We start from the raw sequence: 23,061 nt of genomic DNA on the forward strand, positions 1-23,061 counted from the left end.
TAGCATTTTCTCACGCAAGGCCACCCATGCAAGCTAGCTCCCTCGCCGCCGTTTCCTGTGAATCCCAATCCGCGCCAGTCCATCGCTGGACTGTCGACGAGGTACTCGCGCTGTACGAAATGCCTCTCATGGACCTGCTGTGGCGTGCCCAGGGCGTGCATCGCCAGCATTTCGACGCGAACGCCATTCAGCGCTCGACGCTGCTTTCGGTCAAGACCGGGGGGTGTTCCGAGGATTGTGGCTACTGCTCGCAATCGGCCCGTTACGAAACCGAAACCGGCCGCGAACGCCTGATGCCGGTCGAGGAGGTGGTCGCAGCGGCCAAGGCGGCGAAGGACAAGGGCGCTTCGCGCTTCTGCATGGGGGCCGCCTGGAAAGGCCCGAAGGATAACGATCTCGACCGCGTGCTGGACATGGTGCGGGAGGTCAAGGCTCTCGGCATGCAAACCTGCGTCACGCTGGGCATGCTCAAGGAGGGCCAGGCCGAAAAGCTGAAGGAGGCCGGCCTCGATTACTACAACCACAACCTGGATACCGACAAGGAGTTCTACGGTCAGGTCATCAAGTCTCACACCCACGATGACCGTCTCGATACGCTGGACCAGGTGCGGGACGCTGGCATCAACGTCTGTTCCGGCGGCATCATCGGCATGGGTGAGTCCCGCAAGAACCGTGCAGCGTTGATTGTCCAGCTGGCCAACCTGCCCAAGCCGCCAGAATCGGTGCCGATCAATAACCTGGTGCCGATTCCCGGTACACCGCTGGCCGATGTGCCGCGCCTCGACCCGTTTGAGTTCGTGCGGACCATCGCTGCCGCCCGCATCGCCATGCCGACCTCGTGGGTTCGCCTGTCGGCCGGTCGCCAGGAAATGAGCGACGAACTCCAGGCCATGTGCTTCCTGGCCGGTGCCAACTCGATGTTCTACGGGGATTTCCTGCTCACCACCGGCAATCCCGATATCGAGCGCGATGACGCCCTGTTCGCCCGCTTGGGCATGAAGGCGATTTGAGCGCTGGCTTCGTCGACCGGCAACAGGTCGGTCGACGCTTTTCCCGGGGTGCGGCGTCGTATGGCGAGGGGGATTTCTTTGCCCGCGAAATCGATAGCCGGATGCTGGAGCGGCTGGATTACGTCAATCTGCAGCCGAAACGGGTGGTCGATCTTGGCTGTAGCCGGGGGGGCAGTTTTCCGGCGCTGAACGCCCGTTACCCGGAAGCCGAGTGGGTTGGTATCGACCTTTCGCCGGCCATGCTGGCGGCCGGTCGGCCCCCGCGCGCCGGCTGGCAGCGCTGGCTGGCACTGGGCCGCAAGGGCGAGCCCCAGCGCCTCGCCGCCGATGCGGCCAATCTGCCCCTGTCCACCCGTTCGGCAGCCCTGGTCTGGTCCAACCTGCTGCTGCACTGGCTGGACGACCCGATTCCGGCGTTGGCCGAAGCGTACCGCGTTCTGGAAGTCGGTGGTCTGCTGATGTTTTCGACGCTCGGGCCGGATACGTTGAAGGAACTCCGCTCGACTTTCAGTGACGGCTACGCCCACACCCAACGGTTTACCGATATGCACGACCTCGGCGACATGCTGGTCGGCTGCGGCTTTGCCGATCCGGTGATGGACATGGAAATCGTCACCCTGACCTATGACGATCTCGATGCTCTGTTCGCCGACTTGCGTGCGGCTGGTTCGATGTGCGCCATGAAGGCACGCCGGCATGGTCTGACTGGGCGCCAGGCCTGGGCTGCGGCGCGGGCTGCCTACGAAAGCCTGCGTTGTGATGGCAAGCTGCCGGCCACCTTCGAGGTGATCTACGGCCATGCCTGGAAGGCGGCGCCGAAGCAGACCCCCGATGGCCGCGCCATCGTCCGCTTCGATCTGCCGCGCAAGGGTTGAACCTGCGCCGGCTTAGTCCGGCTTCTGTTTGTAGAAGCGAACCGGGTTGACCGTTTCGTTGCGCGGCACTGGAATCGCCTTGCGGCGGCGCTCCCGGACGCGCCAGCCGAGGAGCAGCGCCACGGCAACCGAGTAGGCCAGTGGCCAGAGCAGGGCGGTGGCCTTGACCAGCCAGAAGTAATGCACGCAGGCCAGGATGCTGATCAGGTAGATATTGCGATGCAACTGCTGCCACTGCCGCCCGCCCAGCCGGCGAATGGCCCATTGGGTGGAGGTTGCGGCCAGCGGTACGAGCAGAACAAACGCCGCGAAGCCGACCGTGACGAACGGGCGCTTGGCGATATCGCGGGCGATGTCGTTGAGATCGAAGGCATGATCGAAGCCGATGAAGGCCAGGAAATGCAGCGTAGCGTAGAAGAAGCAGAACAGGCCGAGCATCCGGCGCAGGCGGATCAGCCAGTGCCATTCGGTCATGGCGCGCAGCGGCGTGATGCTCAGCGTGATGAGCAACAGGTTGAAGCTCCAGGTGCCGGTCCAGCGCTGCACGAACTCGACCGGGTTGGGGCCAAAATCATCCGTATAGGCTGCCCACAGCAGGCGGCCCAGGGGCAGCAGGCAGAGCAGGAAGAGAATGGCTTTGAGGCCGGAGAGTTGGCGGGCGTCGGGGCTGTAGCTCATGTCAGAAGTTCTTGTGTAGATCCATGCCGGCATACAGCCCGGCAACCTGGTCGGCGTAGCCGTTGAAGGGGAGGGTCTTGCGCTTGAAGAACTCGCCGAGGCGGCGTTCGTGGCTTTGGCTCCAGCGCTTGTGCGGCACCTCGGGGTTGACGTTCGAATAGAAGCCGTATTCGTCAGGTGCCGCTTTGATCCAGCTTGTTTCCGGCTGCTTCTCGACGAAACGGATGCGTACGATGGATTTGGCGCTCTTGAAGCCGTATTTCCAAGGTACGACAAGGCGTAACGGCGCACCATTCTGCTTCGGCATGACTTCGCCGTACATGCCAACGGCCAGGATGGTCAACGGGTGCTGCGCTTCGTCCAGGCGCAGCGCCTCACGATAGGGCCAATCGAGGAAAGGCAGGCGGACGAAAGGCATCTGCTCGGGGTCGGCCAGGCTCCAGAATTCGACGAATTTGGCATTGCCGGTCGGCTCGATCCGTTTGAGCAGTTCGCTGAACGGAAAGCCGATCCAGGGAATGACGGCACTCCAGCCTTCCACGCAACGCAGGCGGTAGATGCGTTCCTCGAGGGCTGGCCACGCCAGGATGTCCTCGATGCCGAAGGTCTTGGCATTCTTTACCTCGCCGTCGATCGTCACGCTCCAAGGACGGGTGCGCAGGCGGTGAGCATGTCGGGCCGGGCTGTCCTTGTCGGGACCGAATTCATAGAAGTTGCCATAGCCGGTGATCGATTTGAAGGCGGTCGGCTTCTCGTCGCTCAGTGAAAAGGGGCTGGCCTTTGGCGTGCCGAAGGGAGGGGCCTCGGCAGTTGATGCGCTGGCCAGAGGACCAAGGGAGATGCCCGCACCCGCCGCCAGCAGGTTGCGAACGAAGTGCCGACGGCCGGCGTGGATCGCGGGTGCGGTAATTTCCGAAGGCAGGATATCGCTGGCGTGACGAATCAGCATGAAAACTCCCGAGGAGGTGAAGGCGAAGAGGCGCTTCGGACTGCCATGAAAGGCCGTCACAACGGATGTAGGACAGCGGGAGTGAGGCCTGGTTCAGGCCGACAGGGCGGCGTACAGGCTCTCGATGTCGTCCTTCGCCTCTTCGAGCAAGTCGGTGTAGCGCTCCCGATCACTCGCCCGGGCTTGTCTTTCATCGGCCGACAGCGGGTTGCCAGGTAGCCAGCTCATGTCGTCATCAGCCAGCAAGTTGGCGAAATACAGCACGTCACAGACGTTGCAGGGCGTTTCGGTGTGCTTGATATGTTCGTGATCGCGTACGGCATCGGTGATCGCCGCCGGCATGCCGAGGATGTGCAGCAGGCTGTCGCCGATGCTTTCGTGCCAGCCCCCGAGCAGTTCGAGCATGGCGGGCTGGTCGCTGCGATACTCGGGATATTCGGCTGCCCGATAGAGCAGATAAAAAATGCCGATGTTATGCACCAGTCCGGCCAGCATCGCTTCGTCCGGGTTGATCCGGCCGAGGCGCCTCGCCAGTACGCGGGCGATGGCGGCAACGTGGATCGAATGCTGCCAGGCCGCGTGTGAGATGCCGTCGTATGCGGTCAGGTTCTTCGACTTCAGCATCTGGTCCATGGCCACCGCCAGTGAGGTGGTGCGAACGACTTCAAAGCCCAGTCGGCTGACGGCTACCTGCAAGTCGGTGATCGGCCGGCCGGACGGATTGTAGGAGACGGAATTGGCGATGCGGAGCAGCTTGCTGGAGATCAGCGGCTCGGTGCCGATTGCCTGGACGACGAGGCGCAGGTCAACCTGTGGGTCACGCAGCGTGTTGCGGACCAGCATGGCGGCATCCAGGCAGGTCGGAAAATTGACGTCGCCCGACAGGTCGCGGGCGATGTCTTCGAGGATACGGAAATGGATGCTACCGGACGCCATGTTAGCCGCTGATGTAGCGTTCCAGTTGCTCAATCAGGAATTTCTGGTCGCTGATGGTTTCCTTGACCAGGTCGCCGATCGAGATCATGCCGGCGACGTTGCCATCCTCTTCAAGAACCGGCAGGTGGCGAAAGCGCTTTTCGGTCATCAGGGCCATGCACTCGTCCAGGGTCGCGGCGGGCGTGACGTAGGCGACGCGGTCGCTCATGACTTCGCTGACCAGGGTTTCCTTCGAGCTCTTGCCGTGCAGGATGATCTTGCGGGCGTAATCGCGTTCGGAAAAAATGCCGACCAGTTGTTCGCCGTTGAGAACCAGCAAGGCGCCAACGTCGTGTTGCGCCATGACGGACAGCGCGTGATAGACGGTATCGTTCGGCGTCACGACGGCGAGCGGCCGGCTACGGTCGGCGAGGAGTTGCTTGAGCGTTTTCATCGTTATCTCTCCGGGTCCGGTTTGGGATGGAGTGTGCAGTCTATGCCGCCTGGCTTGGGCTGCCAAGCGGCAGAAAAACAAAAAGGCAGCCGAAGCTGCCTTTTGCGGGGGGGCTGCGAGTTTAGCGCAGGCCGGCAGCGTATTCCGAAACAGCCTTGATTTCGACGTCGGATAGCTTGGCGGCGATGGTGCGCATCATCTTTTCCGGATCGTTGCCACGCTCTTCGGCACGGAAGGCCTTCAGCTGGGCTTCAGTGTATTCGGCGAACTGGCCGGACAGGCGCGGGTACTGGGCGGGGAGGCCGGCGCCGTTCGGGCCATGGCAGCCGGCGCAGGCCGGGATGCCCTTCTTGAAATCCCCCTGGCGCCAAAGTTTCTGGCCCAGTGCGATCTGCTTGTCATCCTTGGCAGCGGACGGCGTCAATTTCTGGCTGGCGAACCAGGCAGCAACGTTTTTCATGTCTTCGTCGGACAGCGGCGCTGCCATGCCAGCCATGATGGCGTTATTGCGGGCAGCCGGCTTACCGTCAACCGACTTGAAATTCTGCAGTTGCTTGTAGAGATACTCCTCCACTTGTCCAGCCAAGTGCGGGTTGGCTGCAGCAGCGCTGTTGCCGTCGGCGCCATGGCAGGCGATACAGACGGTTTCGGCGATAATCTTTCCCTTCGCAGGGTCAGCCTTTGCCTTGGCTTCCGAAGAAGCGTGGGTGACGAAACTGGTGGCGAGAAGAATTGCCATTGCCGCGGTGCGAATCATTTTCGAACTCCTGGTACGCGTTTTTGTAGGCGCATTGGCCGGAACGGAAGCTACAAACCTGCTATTCTATATTAGATACCTCTGTCGCTAGGCAGATTCACTGAGTTTTTTATGCCCCTGTTTCAAAAAGCGGTCTTTCTGACGACCGTCGCCAATCTGCGTGACTTGCCCCGGGACTCCGTGCGCGAGGTCGCCTTTGCCGGTCGTTCCAATGCCGGAAAATCCTCTGCCATCAATACCTTGGCTGGCCGTGTGCGTCTGGCCTACGTCAGCAAGACGCCGGGGCGTACCCAGCACCTGAATTATTTCACGCTGGAAGAGGGTAAGTACTTCGTCGATTTGCCCGGCTACGGCTTTGCCAAGGCGCCCGAGGCGATCCGTTCGCAGTGGGAGGGGCTGATTGGTCCTTACCTGAGCAAGCGGGAGCAATTGGTCGGCCTGGTTGTCATCATGGATTCCCGGCGGCCGTTCACCGACCTGGATATCCGGTTGATCGACTGGTTCCGCCCGACCGGGCGGCCGATACATATCCTGCTTTCCAAGGCGGATAAATTGAGCCGCCAGGAACAAACCAAGGTGCTGCGCTCGGTACAGGCCGAAATTGCGACCTGGGGCGATGCCGCTCTGTATTCCGTACAGTTGTTCTCCAGCTTGAAGAAAACCGGTGTCGAAGACGCTGAGCGCGTACTCGCCGGCTGGCTGGATATCGAAATGAAGGCCAGAGAAAACAAAGGGCCCCCGGATAAGGGGGGTCCGGGGGCCAAAATGCCTTAACGTTGTCAAGGCACCCGCTCAGGGAGGTGAAGCGGGAGACAGCGCGTGCCATCTGCGTCATCTGACGCGCGTCAAGGCGATTAGTTCCCGGGCTGTACGAAAATATATTGTTGAATTGTTGAGAGGTACAAGATGAGCGGAGTTTTTCCTGGAACGCGGATGCGCCGCATGCGGCGTGATGATTTTTCCCGTCGCCTGATGCGCGAATCGGTACTGACACCGGATGATTTCATCTATCCGGTGTTCGTCCTCGAGGGTGAGGGGCGTCTCGAACCGGTGGCGTCGATGCCCGGCGTCGAGCGGCAGTCGCTCGACATTCTGTTGCGGACGGCCGAGCGTGCCGTCAATCTGGGCGTTCCGGCCCTCGCCCTGTTCCCGGTAATTGATGCTCCGCTGAAATCCCTCGGTGCGGAAGAAGCGTATAACCCGCAAGGTCTGGTGCCGCGCGTGGTTCAGGCCCTGAAGCGCGAATTCCCGCAACTTGGCGTCATTACCGATGTTGCGCTCGACCCTTACACCAGCCACGGCCAGGATGGCTTGATCGACGAAACAGGCTATGTGCTGAATGACGAAACGCTGGACGTTCTGGCCAAGCAGGCGCTCTGCCATGCGGCAGCCGGTGCCGACGTGGTCGCGCCGTCCGACATGATGGATGGCCGCATCGGCCGTATCCGCAGCGATCTGGAAGCGGCGGGTTTCATCTATACCCGCATCCTGGCCTATTCCGCCAAGTATGCATCGAGCTTCTATGGCCCCTTCCGTGATGCGGTCGGTTCGGCTGGGAATCTCGGCAAGGGCAATAAATACACGTACCAGATGGACCCGGCCAACACCAATGAGGCGTTGCGCGAAGTGGCGCTCGATCTGGAAGAGGGGGCCGACATGGTCATGGTCAAGCCGGGCATGCCCTACTTGGACATCGTTCGCCGGGTCAAGGACGAGTTCAAGGTGCCGACCTATGCTTACCAGGTCAGTGGTGAATACGCCATGCTCAAGGCGGCGGCACAGAACGGCTGGCTGAACGAGGAAGCCTGTGTTCTGGAAAGCCTGCTGGCCTTCAAGCGGGCCGGCGCCGATGGCATCCTGACTTATTTTGCGCTGGATGCAGCGGGCTATCTGAAAGCGGGTTGCTAGTGATTGGTTGCTAGCGAAACTGGGGGCGCCGCGGCGCCCCTTGTTTTTGCAGGGAACTAAAAACTGGCGCCTAACAACGGCCTCTCACCTGCCCGGTTCGCCGGACTGCGATAAGCAGGCGAAATAGAGCATCGGCCATTGCTGCTGCCATTGGGCCAAGGGTTCGCGGCTGAAGCCGCTGCGCGCGTATTGCTCCCAGCGGCCGACGACGTAACACCTCAGCAAATTGGCCAGGGCGCCGAAATCAGCGTCCGGTTTCAGATCCTCCTGTGTCGCCGCGATGCGCAGGGCCTGTTTCGTGGCGGCTTCGACCTTGTCGAGCAGGGCGTTGATACGAAGTTGCAGGCGCTCATTCTCGTTGGTCAGCGCATCGCCCATCAGGACACGGGTCATGCCGCGGTTGCGCTGGGCAAAACTGAGGAGCAGGCTGATGATCAGTTCGACCTGCTTGAAGCCCCTGGTTTCTTCGGAAGTGATCTGGTTGATGACGCCGAACAGGCTTTGCTCGATGAATTCGATCAGGCCCTCGAACATTTGCGCCTTGCTAGCAAAGTGGCGGTAGAGCGCCGCTTCGGAGCATTCCAGCCTGGCCGCCAGGGCGGCCGTGGTGATTTTTTCCCCCTTGGGGGTTTCCAGCATTTCCGCCAGCGTCTGCAGAATCTGCAGGCGTCGTTCCCCCGTTTTCACGGCCATGATCGTCCTCCCTCGCCGATGGATTTTGCGGGGGATTATAGTTGGGCGCAGCGCTGCGGCAACTGGGTGACGCTGCTAATTTTCACGTCGACAAAGGGTGATTGGCGTAAGCCAGTGCTTACCCACACCGTTTTCATGCCCAGCCGTTTGGCGCTGATGAGATTTTCCAGACTGTCCTCGACCATGATGCAACGGCGCGGATCGAGTCGTTCGGCGCTCAGCAACCGGCGGAAGCCGGCCAGACTTGGCTTGGGTTGGAAGCGGACATCCTCGACGGCGTAGAGCGCGTCGAATTCGTGGCGCAAGCCGGTGATGTCGAGCACGGCCTCGGCGTAATGGCGCGGGCCGTTGGAAAAGACGATCTTGCGCCCTGCCAGGCGGCGGAGTGCATGGCGCAACGGAGGCTCGAAGACGACCAGATGGGCCAAATCGGGAAACTGGTGGGTTTCCGCAAGGAAGTGGCGGGGGTCGGTATCGTGGTGGCGCATCAGGCCGAGCAGCGTGGCGCCATAGCGCCGCCAGTAATCCTGCCGGATGCGGTTGGCTTCGTCCGTATCGACCGCGAGATGGCGCTCGATATATTGCCGCATGGCGCGATTGATGCGCGGAAAGATGTGCGGTGTCGCGTCGTGCAGCGTGTTGTCGAGGTCGAACAGCCAGACGGGGTTTTTCATCGATTGGCTCGGCGGAATTGAAAAATGTCCGCTGTCAAGTCTTTCATGCAGACATGCAGCAGGGCAAAAGGTCTTATGGGGTAATAGGTTAGGCTAGATTTCAGCCGTTGTGTCCTCTTGCTGCTTTTCGAGCTAGGTGTCGCATAGGCGCTTCGCGGTGGTAAGCGCAAGGGCACCGCAGCAGGCAAGGTCGCATCGGTCATCATAGTCCTGCACTTCCAGAAGGCTCCTCAAAAGCGAAAGCGCAGCCAGTGGGCTGCGCTTTCTTGGTGAGCGGATGGCGGATACGCTCGTATCGTCAACCCGACTTCGGCGGTGCGGCCTTGCTCCCGCTTCCCTTCCTGAATCCCCGATCCCCTGCCATGAACGCCTCCAGCATGTGCGGAATCAATGTCGTCGCATCGACCGCTTCGCCATACGCTTGCGCGTGCAGCGCAGCGTAGCGGTCGAGGTCGGTTTTCAGGCTGGCCGGGCAAGCGAAGGTCAGCTTCACATTCTCGGTCTTGGGCAGCGGCCCGAGCCGCAGCTTCTTGGCCGTGCTCATCGCATCGCCCCCCGATTGAAAAACATAGGCTGGTACGGCCGCAACATCAGATCGCGGTTGACGATGATCCGCACCGGCAGGCCCGGCCGCTCCGTCAAGGTCGGCTGAATGTTCATGTTGCGCCGGGTCATCTCCTGGCCGACCTGATTGATGCTGTCCTGTGCGCTATCGCGCCCGGCAATCACGATGCGGTTGCCGTTCTGCCGGTTCTCCGGCGCGACCAGCTCGGCGCCCACGCCCAGCAACGTGGTCAGCGCCGCACCGGCAAAAGCGCGATCCCAGTGCCAATCGACGCCATCCTCCAGCCCGGCATAGCCAGCCGGATCGGTGCCCGCGAGGTTGTCGAGTTTCAGCGAGGACGTGTCCGGCAGGATGATCCGATTCCACACCACCTGCACGCGGCTCTGCCCATAGCTCACCTGGCTGTTGTATTTGCCCAGAATGCGCGAGCCCTGTGGGATCAGCAGGAACTTGCCGGTGGCTGTGTCGTACACCGGCTCCGTCACAGTGCCGATCACGTCCCCCGGCAAATCCGACTTGATGCCTGTCACCAGCGCGCCGGCGATCACCGTTCCGGCCATGACTTGGTACGGCGAGGATGGCATTTGCAGATTGCCGGAATTGCGGGTTTCTGTAGAGCCGCCTTTCAGGAACGCCTCTTTCTGGTCTTGCCGGTTCTGCACGGCGGTCGGGTCGGCGGGCTGAGCCGCCGTCGAGGCAGGCCCGGCAGCGAGCGGGTCGAAGGCCGCGAGCGCACTTGCACCACCAGGCGCACCCGGCGCCGCCTGCGCCACCGTTGCGGCCTTGCCCTGAGCGCCCGAGCGGAAGAACACCGACGAAGTCGCCGCCGCATCAGCCTCCTTGCGCCGTGCATCCTCTGGATCATGCCCCGGCGGTGCGTAAGCTGGCGTCACCGGCTGCTGCGACTTCACGATGGCCGGGCCGAGATCGCCCGGCAGCGGCGGCCCCAACTCGGGCACCTTCGGCGGCAGCTTCGAGTAGTCGCTCGGCAGGCCATCCAGCCCTTCGGACTTCGAGACGCGATCGACGTTGTAAAGCTCGGTCTGCTCGCCCGCGCCACGCTGATGCGGTTGCAGCGACCAGATTGTGGCTCCGAGCACGGCGACCGACAAGCCGCCGACGAGGATGGCCAGCGTGCGCCGGTTCAGTCGTGTGACCGGGCGCGGCTGGGCGCGCAGCGCCACCGCCTCGGGTGCGACCTTGCCCGCCTGCGATGCAAGATCAGGGGAATCGTCCTGGCTCATGGTCAGTTCCTCCGCGTGCCACCGAAAACGCCATCTGTGCGCTCAATCCGCACCACGTCGCCCTTGTCGCCGCCCAAGCGCAGCTCGGCTGCACCGAACAGGCGATCCACGATGTAGTACGGCGAGCGGAAGCGGTAGTTCACCAGTTGCCCGTCGCCCCGCGCGCCGATCACGAACAGCGGGGGCAGCTCGCCCTGGGCGATGCCCGGCGGGAACTGGATGTAGACCTTCTCACCGTCATCGAAGGCACGCAGCGGCTTCCACGGCGGATTACTGCCGCTGACCGCGTAGCGGAAACGGATCTTTTCCAGCGACAAGCCCGCATCGACCGGCGCGGCGGCGCTGGCCGCCTGCGCCTGGCGCTGCAAGGCCAACATCTTGTCCTTGGGATATTCCCAAGACACCGACGCCATCCACGTCTTCTCGGTCGAGGTCAGTTCCAGCAGGTAGGTGCGCCTGCTGGTGGTGACGACCAGATTGGTTTTCAGGCCCGAGCGGATCGGCTTGACCATCACGTTCACGCGCAGCCCACCATCGTTGCTATTGCCGCTGCCGCTCGATGTGTCCCCAACGATCCAGCGCACCGTGTCGCCAGCGGCCACCGTCACCAGTTCCTCGCCCGGCTGGAGCGCGATCACGGTCACGCGGCCCACGGCCGCATAGACCTGATACAGCGCGCCATCGGTGAAGGGCCACACCTGAATTGCGTTGACATAGCCTTCGCGCGTGGGTGCGATGCGCGCTTCGGCATTGGCGCGGGACACGCGCACGGTTTCATCGACGGGTTCCGGCGTGGGCTTGACATCCGGCACAGGCTTCATCTGCGCCGGCATCGGCAGCACCTGCGGCACGGCCACCACTTCCACAGGCGCAGGCGGCTCCGGCAGCGGCTGGGCCTGTACCGGCTCATCGAGCGAGATCACCGGCGGCGGCTTACCCTGCGTGGCGCAGCCCGTGAACAGAACAGTCGATGCAAGCAGGATCACCGGCAAGGCGGATTTACGGAAAAGATCATTCATGGCTTGGCTCCTTCGTTTCCTTCCAGTTCGCGGCTCCACGACAGGCCGTTGACGTAGATGCCCAGAGGGTTCTTGCGCAGACGCTGCTCGGTGCGCGGGGCTTGCAGCACCGTGGAAATCACCGCGTTCCAGCGTTCGGTACGATCCAGCGCGCCGTTGACGAAGCGCGTCTCCGTCCAGCGCACGTTGAACGACGTGTCGCTGGCGCGGGTCACGCTGCTGATCTGCACCGTCACCGACTCCTTGCCGATGCGCGCAAACGGGTCATTGGTGCGGGCGTATTCGTTGAGCACGGCCGCGCCCTTGTCCGTGGTGTAGTCGTAGGCGTCCAGCCAGTTCTGCCGCACCACGATGGGGTCGATGGACAGCGAGCGCACCAGGCCGACGAAGCGGCCCAGGTGATAGGCCACCTGGGCATCGCTGGGCCGGTATGGCGTGGCGGCCTCGCCGACAGCGCGCACCTGGCCCGCGTTGTCCACTTCAATGACGTAGGGCGTCACGATGGACTGCGCGGAGCGCCAAACCAGTCCACCCGCCATCAGCACCGCCAACGTGAGGCAGCCGAAGGCCATGAAACGCCAGTTCTTCGCCTGCACGCGGGCCGAGCCGATGCGCTCGTCCCAAACCTGGGCGGCGGATTGGTACGGAGTGGCAGGCTGCGGCGTGTCGGCGTAGCGCACCTGCGGTCTTTTGAATCGCATGGATGTTCTCCTTGAGGATCAGGAATCGGAATCACGAAGACTTGGTCCCTGGCTGGAGCTGCCGCCGTCGCCGCCGCGCAGCGTGTGGGCGGCCGTGGTCGCGGCATGGGTGATCTGCTGCCTGCGATGCAGGCGCTTGGCCCAGGCGGGTTGCGCAGTGGATGGGGTTGGCTCGTTTGCCGCCTGCGCGGCACCGGCCCCCGAAGCCGATCCGGCGTCGTCGGGCCGGAAGGCAGCGGCGACACGCTCCTTCATCGAGCGTGCGCCCTCGGCCACCTTCTGCCCGGCCGCCTGTGCGCCGGTCTTGGCGACATTGCCCACGCCGACGGCAGTGCCCTTGAGGCCACCGCCTGCCGAAGCAGAACCGGCCTGGAACGCCGACCGGGCACTGCTGGCGACTCCGGTGGCGGCACGCGCTCCGCTGCCCGCCAGCTTGGCGGCTGCGGGCGCCATGCGCGCCCCGGCGGCGACCGCGCCGCCGACGCCCGTGGCCGCAGCGCCCACGGCAACAGCAGCGCCGGCCGCGCCCAGCGCGGCACCGGCCATTGCACCTGCGCCGAGCTGCGGGCCGCCGGACACCAGCCCGGTCGCAATGCCCGGCCCGAAGATGCCCAAGGCCAGCAGCGTCAGCGAGGCCAGCATCACGACCACGGAGTGGTCGATGGATGGCTCGGCTGGCTGCACTTGAAACTCGGCAAACAACCCCGAGCCGATGCCGATGATCACCGCCAGCACCAGCACCTTGATGCCCGACGACACCACGTTGCCCAGCACCTTCTCGGCGAGGAATGCGGTCTTGTTCCAGAGTGCGAACGGCACGAGCACGAAGCCCGCGAGCGTGGTCAGCTTGAACTCGATCAGCGTGATGAAAAGCTGGATCGCCAGCACGAAGAAGCACAGCAGGACGATCAGCCACGCGAGGAACATCACGACGATGGGCGTGATGTTCACGAACACTTCGGGAAAGCCCGCCATGTCGCCGATCTGCTTGAGGATCGGCGCCCCGGCGTCGATGCCGACCTTCGCCAGCCGGCCCGGTTGCAGGAAGTTTTCCATGCTCAGGGCCGAGCCGCTGGCCGTCAGGCCCAGCCCGGCGAAGGAGCGGAACACGATGCCGGCCAACCAGTTGAAGTTGCCGATGATGTAGGCGAAGGCGCCGACGTACAGCACCTTGCGGATCAGCTTGGCGATCACGTCCTCGCCCTGGCCGGTGGCATGGCTCATCGCCCAGAACAGCCCGGCGAGCGTTATGTCGATGACGATCAGCGTGGCGGTCAGAAACGCCACTTCGCCGTGCAACAGGCCAAAGCCCGAGTCGATGTAGCGCGAGAAGGTGTCGAGGAAGCGGTCGATGACCGTCACGTCGTTCATGGCGAGTCCTCCTGCCCAGGCAGAGCGATTGCCGCACTGCAATCGGCGGGTTCATCGAAGCCGGGCGGAATCGGCGGCAGGTCGGCCAGCGTCTGGTACTCGCCCGGCCCAGCCTGGCCGGAGAGAAAGCGCCCCAGGTCGGCCTGGGCCACCTGCGCGCAAAACGTGCCGCCCTGCGCGCGCAGCCGGGCCGGATCGGCGGCAAGTGCATTCACCGGCAACTGCTGCGGCCAGCCACAGCCGGCCAGCACAAGCGCATGAACGGCGAAGGCGAACACGACGGGCGTGTGTTGCATGGCAGCCTCCGTCAGCGGTTGTAGAAATTGACGGGCTGCGGCGTGTACGGCGTGCCTTCGCCCAGGAAACGGCGCGTCACCTCGCGCCCGCGCTCCGTGGCCGCCGCCTGCCGCGCCAGTTCCAGCGCGGCCGCGCGGTCTTGCGTGATCTGGAGCCGCTGCGTCTGGATCGACTGCTTGGCCTGCAAGGCCAGCAACTGGTTCATGGCCTGCATTGCTTGCAGCGCACCCTCGGCCGACTGGCTCTTGCCCACGAGGTCGGCCAGCACGCTTTCGTCGTCGCTCAGGTTCTGCGATGCCTGGGCCTGCATCTGCATGGTGGTTTGCAGGCCGTTGAGCGTGTTCTTCCAACGCTCCTGCGCATCGAGGTACATCTGATTGCCGCTCACCGTGGCGGCGTACTTCTCGGGATACAGGCGCGCGAACTCGCGGTCGATGCTCGTCACGTCGTAGGCCAAGCCCTTGGCCTGCGCGATCAACCGCTGGGTGGTCGCCAGGTTCGCGCGCAACTGGCCGACCACGCTGGACGGCAGGCTGGCCAGGTTGCGTGCCTGGTTGATGAGCATCTGCGCTTCGTTCTGGAGCTGGCGGATCTGGTTGTTGATCTGCTCCAGCGTGCGCGCAGCCGTCATCGTGTTCTGAATCAGATTGGTCGGGTCGAGCACGATGTCGCCGACGCCGAACAAGGCATGCGCGGGCTGCGCGATGCCGAAGGCGAGCACGCAGACAGCGGTCAGCGCGGCGAGTTTGGGGGTATGCAATTTCATGGCTGGTTCTCCTGGGGGTGGTCAGCGGTACGGAGGGAACCCGGCGCGAGGCCGGGGAACGAGGGCAGCAGGTCAGCCGCCCAATCGAGGCCGCGATGGCGCAGCCAGGCGCCCGCGAAGCCGGGCACGCCGGCGTCGGCCAGCACGCGGTCTATGTCTCGCTGGTCTTGCGGCGTGGAAGCGCCCGCGAAGGCCAGCGTCGCCGGCCCCAGGTCGAGGTCGAACACGCGGTTGCCGAGGCGGGATTGGTAGTAGTGGTCGCGCTTGGGCTGCGCGGTGGCTACGATCTCGATCTGCCGGCTGTTGAGGCCGAAGCCCTCGTAGATCGTGCGAATCTGCGGTTCGGTCGCTTGCGGGTTCGGCAAGAAAATCCGACTCGCGCAGCTTTCGATGATGGCCGGCGCGATGGCCGAGTCCTTCACGTCCGCGAGCGACTGCGTTGCGAAGATCACGCTGACGTTCTTCTTGCGCAGCGTCTTGAGCCACTGGCGGATGCGCGCCGCAAACACCGGGTCGTCGAGGAACAGCCACGCTTCATCAAGGATCAGCAGCGTGGGCGCACCATCCAGCCGCTCCTCGAAGCGCGCGAACAGGTAGCGCAGCACCGCGAGCACAGCGGCCTTGCTGTGCATCAGCTCCTCCATCTCGAACGCCTGCACATCGGCCGTGCCGAGGCGGTCATGGTCGGCATCCAGCAGCCTGCCGTGCGCGCCGCCCAGGACGTAGGGCGCGAGTGCCTGGCGCAACGTGTTCGATTGCAGCAACGCCGTCAGGCCCGTGAGCGTGCGCTGCTCCACCGGCGCGCTGGCCAGGCTCCCCAGCGCAGACCAGATGGCCGCCTTCTCGTCCGGGCCGACGGCCGCGCCTTCGTGCAGCAGGCGGCCTTCCACCCATTCGCTGGCCCAGGTGCGGTAGCTCTCGCGGTCGATGCGTGCGAGCGGCTGGAAGGCGATCTCGTCATCCGCGCCCAGGTCGTAGTGCTCGCCGCCCATGCCCAGGATGGCCGCACGGATCGAACGCCCCATGTCGAAGGCGAAGATGCGCGAGCCGCGATAGCGGCGGAACTGAATCGCCATCGTCGCCAGCAACACCGACTTGCCCATGCCGATGGGGCCAACCACCAGCGTGTTGCCCACGTCGCCGATGTGCGTCACCAGCCGGAACGGCGTGGCACCGTCTGTGCGCGTGACGATCAGCGGCGGGCCATCGAGGTGCGCATTGCGCTCCTGGCCGGCCCACACCGCCGACACCGGCATCATGTGCGCCAGGTTCAGCGTCGAGACGATGGGCTGGCGCACATTCGCATAGGCATTGCCGGGGATCGAGGACAGCCACGCATCCACGGCGTTGAGCGTTTCGGGGATGGTGACGAAGCCGCGCCCCTGAATGACGCGCTCCACCATGCGCAGCTTCTCGTCGGCCACAGTAGCGTCTGCATCCATGACAGTGACGGTCGCCGTCAGGTAGCCGAAGGCGACTTGATCGCTGCCCAGCTCCTGCAACGCAGCATCCGCATCGGCGGCCTTGTTGTTGGCGTCGGTATCGACCAGCGGGCTTTCCTGCTGGAAAATCGTTTCGCGCAGCAGCGCGATGATGTTCTTGCGCTTGGCGAACCACTGGCGGCGCAGGCGCCCCAACTCCCGTTCCGCCTCAGCTTTGTCCAGGCAGAGAAAGCGCGTACTCCAGCGATACGCAAAGCCCAGGCGGTTGAGGTCGTCCAGAATCCCCGGCCAGGTCGAAGTCGGAAAGCCTCGCACCGACACCACGCGCAGGTGCTGGTCGCCCAGCATCGGCGCCAGGCCGCCGACCAGCGCGGAATCGGTCAGCAGCGCGTCGATATGGAAAGGCACTTCGGGCACACCGACGCGGTAGCGTCGCGTCGAGACGGTCGCGTGCAGGTAGGTCAGCGTCTGGCTGTCATCGAGCCATGCGATTTCCGGCATGACGCCATCGAGCAGGTCGAAGATGCGATCCGTTTCAGCGACGAAGGCGTGCAGCCGTTCGCGCCAATCCACGCCTTCGGTCGGCCGGTTTTCGTACAGCAGGCCCGCAGCGCGGGCACGGGATTCCTCGGACGGCAGGTACACCAGCGTCAGGTGATAGCCACTCTCGAAGTGGTTGCCCGAATCCTCGAAAGCGGCGCGGCGTTCTTCATCGACCAGCCAGGACAGCGGTTCGGGGAAATCGGAGTGCGGGTAGTCGGCGGCGGCGCGGCGTTCGGCTTCGATGAACAGCGCCCAGCCCGAACCCAGCCTGCGCAGCGCGTTGTTCAGGCGCGCGGACGTGGAGATCAGCTCGCCCTGTGTCGCGCTGTCGAGGTCGGGCCCACGAAAGCACGCCGTGCGCTGGAAACTGCCGTCCTTGTTCAAGACGACGCCCGGTGCCACCAGTCCGGCCCAGGGCAGCCAGTCGGCGAGCAGCGCAGGACGCTGGCGGTATTCGGCGAGGTTCAGCATCGCGGCGTCCTCCCTTACACGTCCAGCAGTGGGCGGTGCTTGATGTGCCGCGCGAACACGGCCATGAACTGCGGATCGACGGGCGCCCCCCACATCGCCAGCGAATGGCCGACGATCCAGAGCACGACACCGGGAATCCACAGTTGCAGGCCCAGGCCGACAGCGGCGGCCAGCGTGCCGTTGGCGATCGCCACGGTGCGCGGCGCACCGCCCAGCAGGATCGGCTCGGTCAGCGAGCGATGCAGCGGCACCTCGAACCCGGCCGCGAAGGTGTCGGCGCCGCTCATACGACGGCCCCGCCGGAGAAGCTGAAGAACGACAGGAAGAACGACGACGCGGCGAAGGCAATGCTCAAGCCGAACACGATCTGGATCAGCTTGCGAAAGCCGCCCGACGTGTCACCGAACGCGAGCGCGAGGCCCGTGGCGATGATGATGATGACCGCGACGATGCGCGCCACCGGCCCCTGGATGGATTCGAGGATGGATTGCAGCGGGCCTTCCCAAGGCATTGAGGAACCAGCGGCCTGCGCGGTGCCGGCCAGGAACAGCATCAGCGCGGCCAGCAGCAGCCCTTGCCCCGCCGGGCGGGCGAGGCTGCGCAGCCGTGCGAGGCCCGACAGGTGGAAAAGCGGATTTACGGAAACACGGAAAGCATGGGCGTGCATCGTCATGGAAGTCCTCCAGAAAGGTCGAGAAATGGGGAAGTCGCCGCAGCGGGTGCGGCATCGGGAAGTGGCGGCAGCTCGGGAAACGGCGTTTCCAGCGCATTCGCCAGTTGGTAGCCAACGCCGTCAAAGCCGACGACGCGGGCAATGCTCTCGATGCGGCGCTTGCGCCCGCGCCCGGCGATGTGGATCACCACGTTGACCGCCTCGGCGATCAACGCACGGGGCGGGTTCACCGCCACTTCGAGGATCAGTTGCTCCAGGCGCAGCAGTGCCCCGAACGCGGAACCCGCGTGGATCGTGGCGATGCCGCCGGGGTGGCCCGTGCCCCACACCTTGATGAGATCCAGTGCCTCGGGGCCGCGCGCCTCGCCGACGACGACACGATCCGGGCGCAGGCGCATGGACGAGCGCACCAGCTCGGTCATGGACACCGCGCCTGCGCGGGTGCGCAGCGGAACGTGGTCGCGGGCCGCGCATTGCAGCTCCACCGTGTCTTCGAGCACCAGCACGCGGTCGCCCGTGGCGGCAATCTCGGCCAGCAGCGCATTGGCGAGCGTGGTCTTGCCGCTACTGGTGGCGCCCGCGATCAGGATGTTCTGGCGCTCGCGCACGGCGCGAACGAGAAAGCCCGCGTGGGCGCTGGTCATCATTCCGTCGATGACGTACCGCTCCAGCGGGATCACGCCGATGGCGCGCTTGCGCAGCGCGAAGGCCGGCCCCGGCGCTGCCGGTGGCAAGATGCCCTCAAAGCGTTCGCCGGTTTCGGGCAGCTCGGCGGACAGCAGCGGCTGGCCGCGATGCACTTCCGCGCCGACGTGGGCGGCGACCAGCCGGATGATCCGCTCGCCATCTGCCTCGGGCAGTTCCACGCCCATAGGTGCGCGCCCGCTGGAAAGCCGATCCACCCAAAGGGTGCGATCAGGATTTAGCATCACTTCCACCACGTCCGGATCTTCGAGCGCGGCAGCGATCAGCGGCCCCATCGCCGTGCGGAGCATCTGGATGCGGCGGTCGAGCGAGGTGGCGAAGGACGAGGGAACGGCACTCATGAGGCACGCTCCTGCGCGTCGGCAACTGCCGCCGCGTCATCCATCCGCATCGGGTCGGGGTGCAGTTCCTCCACCACATCGCGCACCAGGCTGCGCCCGCGCAGCAGGTGGCGGCCCAACTGCTCTATGAACTGCTCGAAGCGCGCTCTGCCCTGGGCGCGCGCCGCTTCTTGATGAGCCTCGGGAACTGGCGTGCTGACCGTGAGGAAGTAGCGGATGAACAGCGCCAGCGTCTCGATATGGATGTTCTGATCGCGCTCCATGCGCTCGGCCTGGCGCGACAGGCGATCCAGCCGTTTGGCGATGGCTGCTTCGCGCTGGTCGGCGGCATCGGGCGACAGCCACGATGCAAGCGCCGCCGCGACGATGGACGATTTGGACACGCCTTTCTTGGCGGCCAGCTCATCGAGGCGCCTGGCGTGCTCGGGCTGGATAAAGAGGTTCAGGCGGTAGTGGCTCATAGCTCGATTCCGTCGTTGGGGTTCAGCGATGCCAGCCGGGCCGTGCGCTGCATGGCCGGATCGAGCTGGCGCGGAAGGGGAAGCGGTAGGTCGTCGTCGTCATCGAGCAGCCCAAGGTCGGCTGCGGACGCGGCCAGCTCGGGGTCGTAGGCGACGGTCTCGGAGAGTTCGGGCTGGCGGCGCGGGCCGCCGCCGTCGGCACTGCCCAGCTCATCAGTGGGAACGGGAGCGGGAGCCGGTGTGGCGGGCACGGCGGGAATCGCCAGCCCGCTCCAGTCGTCGGCCCGCGATGGCGGCACGTCGGCATAGCGCCCGGCCGCAAGCACGGGCGGCGGCAGCACGCGGCGTTTGAAATTGGCGTCCGCGTAGTAGCGCAGCTTCTTGGCCTTGATCGGCGCCACGCTGGACACCATCACCACGGCTTCATCGGGCGGTAGCTGCATCACTTCGCCCGGCGTCAGCAGTGGGCGCGCGGTCTCCTGGCGCGACACCATCAGGTGGCCCAGCCACGGCGCGAGCCGGTGGCCGGCGTAATTGCGCTGCGCGCGCAGCTCAGTGGCCGTGCCCAGCGTTTCGGAAATGCGCTTGGCCGTGCGTTCGTCGTTGGTGGCGAACGTCACGCGCACATGGCAGTTGTCGAGGATGGAATGGTTCTGGCCGTAGGCTTTGTCGATCTGGTTCAGGCTTTGGGCTATGAGGAAGCTGCGGATGCCATAGCCCGCCATGAAAGCCAGCGCCGTCTCGAAGAAGTCCAGGCGCCCGAGCGCCGGGAACTCGTCGAGCATCAGCAGCAGCTTGTGGCGGCGCTCGATGCCGTCGGAGCCGTCGAGCGATTCAGTGAGGCGCCGGCCGATCTGGTTGAGGATCAAGCGGATCAGCGGTTTTGTCCGCGAAATGTCCGAAGGCGGCACCACCAGATACAGCGACACCGGATGCTCGGCCGCGATCAGGTCGGCGATGCGCCAGTCGCAGCGCGACGTGACTTCGGCCACCGTGGGGTCACGGTACAGGCCGAGGAACGACATGGCGGTGCTCAACACGCCGGAGCGTTCGTTGTCCGACTTGTTGAGCACTTCGCGCGCGGCGGATGCGACAACGGGGTGCGGTGCATCGCCAAGATGCCGCGTGGTCATCATCCGGTGCAGCGTCAGCTCGAACGGGCACGCCGGATCGCTGAGGAAGTTGGCAACTCCGCGCAGCGTCTTGTCCTCGCCCGCATAGAGCACATGCAGGATGGCGCCGACCAGCAGCGCATGGCTGGTTTTCTCCCAATGGTTGCGCTTCTCCAGCGCGCCTTCGGGATCGACCAGAATGTCCGCGATGTTCTGAACGTCACGCACTTCATGTGCGCCGCGCCGGACTTCCAGCAGTGGGTTGTAGGCCGCCGACTTCGCATCGGTCGGGTTGAACAGCAGGCAGTGTGAGAAGCGCGAGCGCCAACCTGCGGTGATCTTCCAGTTCTCGCCCTTGATGTCGTGGATGACGGCGGATGCAGGCCAGGAAAGCAGTGTCGGCACCACCAGGCCCACGCCCTTGCCCGAGCGCGTGGGCGCGAAGGTCAGGACGTGTTCCGGGCCTTCATGGCGCAGGTACTGGCGATCGTGCTGGCCGAGAAACACGCCGGCCGGCTGTGTGAGGTCGGCCTTGCGAATGTCCTGCGCGTTCGCCCAGCGTGCCGAGCCGTAGGTCGTGACCAGGCGCGATTGCCGCGAGCGCCAGACCGACATGCCAATGGCAACCAGCACGGCGACGAGCCCGCTGCCGCCCGCCATCATGCCGCCAGTGTTGAAGACTTCCGGCGCGTAGGCATCGAAGACGAACCACCACTCAAACAGCTTCCACGGGTGGTAGACCGGCGTGCCAAAAAAATCGAACCAGGGCGAGCCCAAGCGTAGCTGGTAGCCCAGGGCGGCGGCTGTCCATTGTGTGGCGCTCCACACTCCGGCGATCACGATGCCGAATACCACGGCGATCTGACCGAACAGCACGTTCGTCCCTTGCATGACCTGGCCTCCGATTTCTCCTGCGCTGGTTCCTCATGGGAAAAGCGGCACAAGGGTGTGCCGCAGGCGTCAGGATCGGTGCCGGGTCAGTGCCGGTCAAAGGCCGTTATGGCGGGGATTGAGGCTGAAAGAGCCAGATTTCGCGCGGAAGCGAAAGCTATAGAAACACCACAGACGCGAGCGCATTGCGGCGTGGTGAGGTATCAGCGAGAACTTCGTGCTGTAAAACGGCGACAAGGCAGTTACTTGGATTTTTGCTCAGGCCGATCACCGAAGAAGCGCTGGTTGGCGGCTTCTGCCGCACGCAAGCAGAGTTCGTCGCCGACCTTCGATCGATCTTCCTTGCATTGGCGCTGGATCTCCTTGATGCGGTCGGGATTGGCGGCGAGCGCATCCACGGTTTCCGAAGGTTGGGAGGGGCCGCATGCGGTCAGCGCAGCAACCACCATCAGCAGCATCACTTTGTTCATGGGATCAATCCTTTCATCGGGTGGATCGTGGATTCCCGATGCTGCTCAGAGATTCTGCTGAATCAATGGAGGCCACCCGGTCGATGAATCGGGCCAACATCTCTGGAGCCTCTGTATCGCGACACAGTAGATAGGTCGTCAGCATGGGCGGTTTACCCGCCAACGGCCGAGCCACTACACCAAGCTCACGGCTGGACGCAACGTGTGCTGCTCCGGCCAAGCCCAAGGCCAGCCCGGCGGAAACCAAGGTCATCATGAGGTCAAAAGAGGCAACGTGCTGAACTATGAGCGGCTCCCGTTCGTACTTGCGCAAGATTCGATCGACCTGACGCGCATGCCCTTCGCAAATCAACGGGTCGCCCAGCACCAGCGGGTAGTGCAGAACCTCCTCCAGCGGAATCTGCTTGAAGGCCAGAACGGGATGGCGAGCGGGCACCGCCACCATCAACTCATCCTCCCAGGCAGGCGTGACCACGATGCCATCACCTACGTCTTCGGCCATCGAAAATCCTGCGTCGTATAGCTCATCTTGCAGACCCTTGATTTGCTGGGCCATCGAAACTTCGAACAACCGAACCTCGACCTCGGGGTCTTCTTCGCGGCACTGCGCAAGTAGCGCCGGCAAGCGTGATGGCGTGATGCCATCGGACAAGGCAATGCGCAATTGCCCGTGATAACCATTGGAGGCAGACCTGACGCTATCGCGTGCTTGCTCCAGCGCAGCGAAGATGCGCGGTACGTGCTCCAACAGCAATCGACCCGCACGGGTCAATTGCGTGCTGCGGGTAGTGCGAACAAACAGGCGCGCACCAAGGTCTTCCTCCAGTTCCTTGATGGTGCGAGACAGCGGCGATTGGTCGATGTGTAACCGTTCAGCGGCCCGAGCAAAATGAAGCTCTTCCGCGACTGCGGTAAAACATCGAAGGTGGCGTAGCTCCACTTCTGCCCTTCCTAGCGTGTCAGATCGTCCACGTTCCGTGGGATGCAGCCGGATGCTCCACTCATGTGAGAACACCAAGGACGCTGTCCTTCCAAACCGAAAATGTCCAAGGTGCGATGCAAGCGATCCAGTCAAG

Annotated in this window: 26 protein-coding genes; 4 read left to right on the forward strand and 22 right to left on the reverse strand. The window is 64.1% G+C overall.

Annotated features, from left to right (window positions below; all coding sequences use genetic code 11):
* The first annotated feature begins 26 nt into the window (after positions 1-26).
* Both bioB and K420_RS0107565 read left to right on the forward strand, forming a co-directional pair.
* Positions 27-1,010: a biotin synthase BioB gene (bioB, locus tag K420_RS0107560; RefSeq protein WP_027457552.1), complete on the forward strand. Its 984-nt coding sequence runs from the start codon at positions 27-29 to the stop codon at positions 1,008-1,010.
* Positions 1,007-1,885 (forward strand): methyltransferase domain-containing protein, encoded by an 879-nt coding sequence (locus K420_RS0107565; protein WP_027457553.1) that lies wholly within the window; start codon positions 1,007-1,009, stop codon positions 1,883-1,885. Before bioB ends, K420_RS0107565 begins: the two co-directional genes overlap by 4 nt.
* 12 nt (positions 1,886-1,897) lie before the next feature.
* On the opposite strand, the gene K420_RS0107570 is transcribed toward K420_RS0107565, so the two are convergent.
* The 5 genes from K420_RS0107570 to K420_RS0107590 form a co-directional block, all read right to left on the reverse strand.
* A complete protein-coding gene (locus tag K420_RS0107570) occupies positions 1,898-2,563 on the reverse strand; it encodes a protein-methionine-sulfoxide reductase heme-binding subunit MsrQ (protein ID WP_027457554.1) in 666 nt (221 codons plus the stop codon).
* 1 nt (position 2,564) lies between these two features.
* A complete protein-coding gene (gene msrP / locus K420_RS0107575; protein ID WP_027457555.1) occupies positions 2,565-3,512 on the reverse strand; it encodes a protein-methionine-sulfoxide reductase catalytic subunit MsrP in 948 nt (315 codons plus the stop codon).
* Positions 3,513-3,605: 93 nt separating this feature from the next.
* Positions 3,606-4,448: an HDOD domain-containing protein gene (locus tag K420_RS0107580; RefSeq protein WP_027457556.1), complete on the reverse strand. Its 843-nt coding sequence runs from the start codon at positions 4,446-4,448 to the stop codon at positions 3,606-3,608.
* Between the two features lies 1 nt (position 4,449).
* A complete protein-coding gene (locus K420_RS0107585; protein WP_027457557.1) occupies positions 4,450-4,881 on the reverse strand; it encodes a CBS domain-containing protein in 432 nt (143 codons plus the stop codon).
* 121 nt (positions 4,882-5,002) lie between these two features.
* On the reverse strand, positions 5,003-5,638 hold the full coding sequence (locus tag K420_RS0107590) for a c-type cytochrome (protein WP_027457558.1): 636 nt from the start codon (positions 5,636-5,638) through the stop codon (positions 5,003-5,005).
* Positions 5,639-5,749: 111 nt separating this feature from the next.
* Here K420_RS0107590 and yihA point away from each other — a divergent pair, with 111 nt between their 5' ends.
* Both yihA and hemB read left to right on the forward strand, forming a co-directional pair.
* On the forward strand, positions 5,750-6,412 hold the full coding sequence (gene yihA, locus K420_RS0107595) for a ribosome biogenesis GTP-binding protein YihA/YsxC (protein ID WP_027457559.1): 663 nt from the start codon (positions 5,750-5,752) through the stop codon (positions 6,410-6,412).
* A 168-nt stretch (positions 6,413-6,580) separates the two neighbouring features.
* Positions 6,581-7,546 carry a porphobilinogen synthase gene (gene hemB / locus K420_RS0107600; protein ID WP_232422744.1) on the forward strand — a complete coding sequence of 322 codons (966 nt, stop codon included), beginning with the start codon at positions 6,581-6,583 and terminating at the stop codon, positions 7,544-7,546.
* 84 nt (positions 7,547-7,630) lie between these two features.
* On the opposite strand, the gene slmA is transcribed toward hemB, so the two are convergent.
* From slmA to K420_RS0107685, 17 genes are all read right to left on the reverse strand, one after another.
* Positions 7,631-8,239, reverse strand: a complete 609-nt coding sequence (gene slmA / locus K420_RS0107605) for a nucleoid occlusion factor SlmA (RefSeq protein WP_027457561.1) — start codon at positions 8,237-8,239, stop codon at positions 7,631-7,633.
* 35 nt (positions 8,240-8,274) lie between these two features.
* On the reverse strand, positions 8,275-8,913 hold the full coding sequence (locus K420_RS0107610; RefSeq protein WP_027457562.1) for a pyrimidine 5'-nucleotidase: 639 nt from the start codon (positions 8,911-8,913) through the stop codon (positions 8,275-8,277).
* 298 nt (positions 8,914-9,211) lie between these two features.
* On the reverse strand, positions 9,212-9,457 hold the full coding sequence (locus tag K420_RS0107615; protein ID WP_010792688.1) for a DUF2274 domain-containing protein: 246 nt from the start codon (positions 9,455-9,457) through the stop codon (positions 9,212-9,214).
* Positions 9,454-10,722 carry a TrbI/VirB10 family protein gene (locus K420_RS0107620; RefSeq protein WP_010792687.1) on the reverse strand — a complete coding sequence of 423 codons (1,269 nt, stop codon included), beginning with the start codon at positions 10,720-10,722 and terminating at the stop codon, positions 9,454-9,456. The genes K420_RS0107615 and K420_RS0107620 overlap by 4 nt, the downstream gene beginning before the upstream one ends.
* Before the next feature lie 2 nt (positions 10,723-10,724).
* Positions 10,725-11,741, reverse strand: coding sequence for a P-type conjugative transfer protein TrbG (gene trbG / locus K420_RS0107625; RefSeq protein WP_010792686.1), 1,017 nt, complete (start codon positions 11,739-11,741; stop codon positions 10,725-10,727).
* Positions 11,738-12,442: a conjugal transfer protein TrbF gene (gene trbF, locus K420_RS0107630; RefSeq protein ID WP_010792685.1), complete on the reverse strand. Its 705-nt coding sequence runs from the start codon at positions 12,440-12,442 to the stop codon at positions 11,738-11,740. Before trbF ends, trbG begins: the two co-directional genes overlap by 4 nt.
* 18 nt (positions 12,443-12,460) lie before the next feature.
* Positions 12,461-13,813: a P-type conjugative transfer protein TrbL gene (trbL, locus tag K420_RS0107635; RefSeq protein ID WP_027457563.1), complete on the reverse strand. Its 1,353-nt coding sequence runs from the start codon at positions 13,811-13,813 to the stop codon at positions 12,461-12,463.
* Complete coding sequence (locus K420_RS0107640; protein WP_027457564.1) at positions 13,810-14,109, reverse strand: hypothetical protein; 300 nt, start codon at positions 14,107-14,109, stop codon at positions 13,810-13,812. Before K420_RS0107640 ends, trbL begins: the two co-directional genes overlap by 4 nt.
* An 11-nt stretch (positions 14,110-14,120) precedes the next feature.
* Complete coding sequence (trbJ, locus tag K420_RS0107645; protein ID WP_027457565.1) at positions 14,121-14,876, reverse strand: P-type conjugative transfer protein TrbJ; 756 nt, start codon at positions 14,874-14,876, stop codon at positions 14,121-14,123.
* Positions 14,873-17,332, reverse strand: coding sequence for a conjugal transfer protein TrbE (gene trbE / locus K420_RS0107650; protein ID WP_027457566.1), 2,460 nt, complete (start codon positions 17,330-17,332; stop codon positions 14,873-14,875). Before trbE ends, trbJ begins: the two co-directional genes overlap by 4 nt.
* A gap of 14 nt (positions 17,333-17,346) precedes the next feature.
* Positions 17,347-17,619, reverse strand: a complete 273-nt coding sequence (locus K420_RS0107655; RefSeq protein WP_027457567.1) for a VirB3 family type IV secretion system protein — start codon at positions 17,617-17,619, stop codon at positions 17,347-17,349.
* Positions 17,616-17,999 carry a TrbC/VirB2 family protein gene (locus K420_RS0107660; protein WP_456297581.1) on the reverse strand — a complete coding sequence of 128 codons (384 nt, stop codon included), beginning with the start codon at positions 17,997-17,999 and terminating at the stop codon, positions 17,616-17,618. The genes K420_RS0107655 and K420_RS0107660 overlap by 4 nt, the downstream gene beginning before the upstream one ends.
* A 2-nt stretch (positions 18,000-18,001) precedes the next feature.
* A complete protein-coding gene (trbB, locus tag K420_RS0107665; protein WP_027457568.1) occupies positions 18,002-19,051 on the reverse strand; it encodes a P-type conjugative transfer ATPase TrbB in 1,050 nt (349 codons plus the stop codon).
* Positions 19,048-19,512, reverse strand: a complete 465-nt coding sequence (locus tag K420_RS0107670; RefSeq protein ID WP_010792677.1) for a ribbon-helix-helix protein, CopG family — start codon at positions 19,510-19,512, stop codon at positions 19,048-19,050. The genes trbB and K420_RS0107670 overlap by 4 nt, the downstream gene beginning before the upstream one ends.
* Positions 19,509-21,515, reverse strand: coding sequence for a conjugal transfer protein TraG (locus K420_RS0107675; protein ID WP_010792676.1), 2,007 nt, complete (start codon positions 21,513-21,515; stop codon positions 19,509-19,511). The genes K420_RS0107670 and K420_RS0107675 overlap by 4 nt, the downstream gene beginning before the upstream one ends.
* Before the next feature lie 242 nt (positions 21,516-21,757).
* Positions 21,758-21,985 carry an EexN family lipoprotein gene (locus K420_RS0107680; protein ID WP_010792675.1) on the reverse strand — a complete coding sequence of 76 codons (228 nt, stop codon included), beginning with the start codon at positions 21,983-21,985 and terminating at the stop codon, positions 21,758-21,760.
* Positions 21,986-21,998: 13 nt separating this feature from the next.
* A complete protein-coding gene (locus K420_RS0107685; RefSeq protein ID WP_027457569.1) occupies positions 21,999-22,925 on the reverse strand; it encodes a LysR family transcriptional regulator in 927 nt (308 codons plus the stop codon).
* Between the last annotated feature and the right edge of the window lie 136 nt (positions 22,926-23,061).

Origin of the sequence: Dechloromonas agitata is5 (genome assembly GCF_000519045.1) — a bacterium.
GTDB lineage: Bacteria > Pseudomonadota > Gammaproteobacteria > Burkholderiales > Rhodocyclaceae > Azonexus > Azonexus agitatus.

Excerpts from the sequence above, each read along its gene's own strand:
- trbL (WP_027457563.1), bottom strand. The coding sequence starts at position 13,813 with ATGAACGACGTGACGGTCATCGACCGCTTCCTCGACACCTTCTCGCGC.
- K420_RS0107585 (WP_027457557.1), bottom strand. The coding sequence starts at position 4,881 with ATGAAAACGCTCAAGCAACTCCTCGCCGACCGTAGCCGGCCGCTCGCC.
- K420_RS0107610 (WP_027457562.1), bottom strand. The coding sequence starts at position 8,913 with ATGAAAAACCCCGTCTGGCTGTTCGACCTCGACAACACGCTGCACGAC.
- K420_RS0107570 (WP_027457554.1), bottom strand. The coding sequence starts at position 2,563 with ATGAGCTACAGCCCCGACGCCCGCCAACTCTCCGGCCTCAAAGCCATT.
- K420_RS0107590 (WP_027457558.1), bottom strand. The coding sequence starts at position 5,638 with ATGATTCGCACCGCGGCAATGGCAATTCTTCTCGCCACCAGTTTCGTC.
- K420_RS0107680 (WP_010792675.1), bottom strand. The coding sequence starts at position 21,985 with ATGAACAAAGTGATGCTGCTGATGGTGGTTGCTGCGCTGACCGCATGC.
- trbE (WP_027457566.1), bottom strand. The coding sequence starts at position 17,332 with ATGCTGAACCTCGCCGAATACCGCCAGCGTCCTGCGCTGCTCGCCGAC.
- K420_RS0107675 (WP_010792676.1), bottom strand. The coding sequence starts at position 21,515 with ATGCAAGGGACGAACGTGCTGTTCGGTCAGATCGCCGTGGTATTCGGC.
- K420_RS0107620 (WP_010792687.1), bottom strand. The coding sequence starts at position 10,722 with ATGAGCCAGGACGATTCCCCTGATCTTGCATCGCAGGCGGGCAAGGTC.
- K420_RS0107580 (WP_027457556.1), bottom strand. The coding sequence starts at position 4,448 with ATGGCGTCCGGTAGCATCCATTTCCGTATCCTCGAAGACATCGCCCGC.
- slmA (WP_027457561.1), bottom strand. The coding sequence starts at position 8,239 with ATGGCCGTGAAAACGGGGGAACGACGCCTGCAGATTCTGCAGACGCTG.
- K420_RS0107670 (WP_010792677.1), bottom strand. The coding sequence starts at position 19,512 with ATGAGCCACTACCGCCTGAACCTCTTTATCCAGCCCGAGCACGCCAGG.
- hemB (WP_232422744.1), top strand. The coding sequence starts at position 6,581 with ATGCGGCGTGATGATTTTTCCCGTCGCCTGATGCGCGAATCGGTACTG.
- K420_RS0107640 (WP_027457564.1), bottom strand. The coding sequence starts at position 14,109 with ATGCAACACACGCCCGTCGTGTTCGCCTTCGCCGTTCATGCGCTTGTG.
- K420_RS0107615 (WP_010792688.1), bottom strand. The coding sequence starts at position 9,457 with ATGAGCACGGCCAAGAAGCTGCGGCTCGGGCCGCTGCCCAAGACCGAG.
- K420_RS0107660 (WP_456297581.1), bottom strand. The coding sequence starts at position 17,999 with ATGCACGCCCATGCTTTCCGTGTTTCCGTAAATCCGCTTTTCCACCTG.
- msrP (WP_027457555.1), bottom strand. The coding sequence starts at position 3,512 with ATGCTGATTCGTCACGCCAGCGATATCCTGCCTTCGGAAATTACCGCA.
- trbF (WP_010792685.1), bottom strand. The coding sequence starts at position 12,442 with ATGCGATTCAAAAGACCGCAGGTGCGCTACGCCGACACGCCGCAGCCT.
- trbG (WP_010792686.1), bottom strand. The coding sequence starts at position 11,741 with ATGAATGATCTTTTCCGTAAATCCGCCTTGCCGGTGATCCTGCTTGCA.
- trbB (WP_027457568.1), bottom strand. The coding sequence starts at position 19,051 with ATGAGTGCCGTTCCCTCGTCCTTCGCCACCTCGCTCGACCGCCGCATC.
- trbJ (WP_027457565.1), bottom strand. The coding sequence starts at position 14,876 with ATGAAATTGCATACCCCCAAACTCGCCGCGCTGACCGCTGTCTGCGTG.
- yihA (WP_027457559.1), top strand. The coding sequence starts at position 5,750 with ATGCCCCTGTTTCAAAAAGCGGTCTTTCTGACGACCGTCGCCAATCTG.
- K420_RS0107655 (WP_027457567.1), bottom strand. The coding sequence starts at position 17,619 with ATGAGCGGCGCCGACACCTTCGCGGCCGGGTTCGAGGTGCCGCTGCAT.
- bioB (WP_027457552.1), top strand. The coding sequence starts at position 27 with ATGCAAGCTAGCTCCCTCGCCGCCGTTTCCTGTGAATCCCAATCCGCG.